2 protein-coding genes and 1 pseudogene are annotated in these 950 nt (G+C 63.2%); all 3 read right to left on the bottom strand.

Translation table 11 applies throughout. The features are described 5' to 3' along the window. Window positions 1-205, bottom strand: a 205-nt coding sequence (locus I5G_RS13385; protein WP_187288848.1) for a CoA transferase, incomplete at its 3' end; no start/stop codon positions are given. Window positions 206-358: 153 nt separating this feature from the next. Then, a complete protein-coding gene (locus I5G_RS22480) occupies window positions 359-754 on the bottom strand; it encodes an IclR family transcriptional regulator C-terminal domain-containing protein (protein ID WP_204365567.1) in 396 nt (131 codons plus the stop codon). Window positions 755-772: 18 nt separating this feature from the next. After that, window positions 773-868: pseudogene (locus I5G_RS27340) on the bottom strand (type VI secretion protein); the annotation flags it as partial. Between the last annotated feature and the right edge of the window lie 82 nt (window positions 869-950).

Raw genomic sequence — 950 nt, 5'->3', positions numbered from 1 at the left:
CCCATCCCCGGGTCTCGTCTCCGCTGGGAGCCTCGACCTTGATGACGGTCGCGCCGAGGTCCGCCATGATCTGGTGGAGAAAGGGGCCCGCGAGCACCCGGGAGAAGTCCGCCACGAGGAGACCGAGAGGGGGACCGGGTGGGCCGGTCGGCCGACCGTCGAGGTCGACGGCTTCGAGGACCGTACGGGTCGAGGATTCAGACATCGTCATCCGATCGCATTTAGCGGACATTCGTCCGTCAAGCGGACATGCCCATTGAATCCGACGACCGTGGCAACGTCAAGCGAACGCCGCACACGGCTTCTGGAGCGCTCGAGCCCTGTGTGCTCGGGGCGCGTCGGACCCCTGACCGTTCGGTCAGAGAACTCGCTGTGTCATGTCGGATGCCGACTCGTAAGGACGCGCCTCGAGGCGTGCCCAATCCCCGGAGATCGCCGACGCCGCCTTCAAGAGTGCCGGGAGGTGTCGAGACGTCAGTTCCTCGACGCTGGTCTCGGCCGCGTGGACGGTGACGTTGACGGCGGCCTTCACGACGCCGTGGCCGTCCCGGACGGGTGCGGCGATCGAGCGCACGCCCGGTGCCAGCTCCTCGTCCGCGAGCGCCCACCCCTGGGCGCGAACGCGGCTCAACTCCCGCTCCACTTCCGCGCGATCACGGGTGGCGATCACGACGTTCGAGTGGCTCGGGGTGGCGAGCGTCTCGGTCAGGGCTGCCTGATCCAGAGCGGCGAGGAGCACCTTGCCATTCACCACTCCAAGAATTGGAGCCAATCAATTCTTGCGGAGAACTGTGAATGCGCAAACCAACCCTTGGCAGAACATATCCATCGCGTCCGCCATCTCCAGCAGCCGCACGCGGCGCATCTCGGCCTAATAAGAAAACAAATAATTCCAATTCATATATGAACATTTTTGCCTCCTTATTTCTTGAAAATGTGGAATTGGAATT

Source organism: Microbacterium sp. B19, assembly GCF_000333395.1.
Lineage (GTDB): Bacteria > Actinomycetota > Actinomycetes > Actinomycetales > Microbacteriaceae > Microbacterium.
Note: the sequence above shows the minus strand (reverse complement) of the source record. Positions and strands in the feature narration are given on the sequence as shown.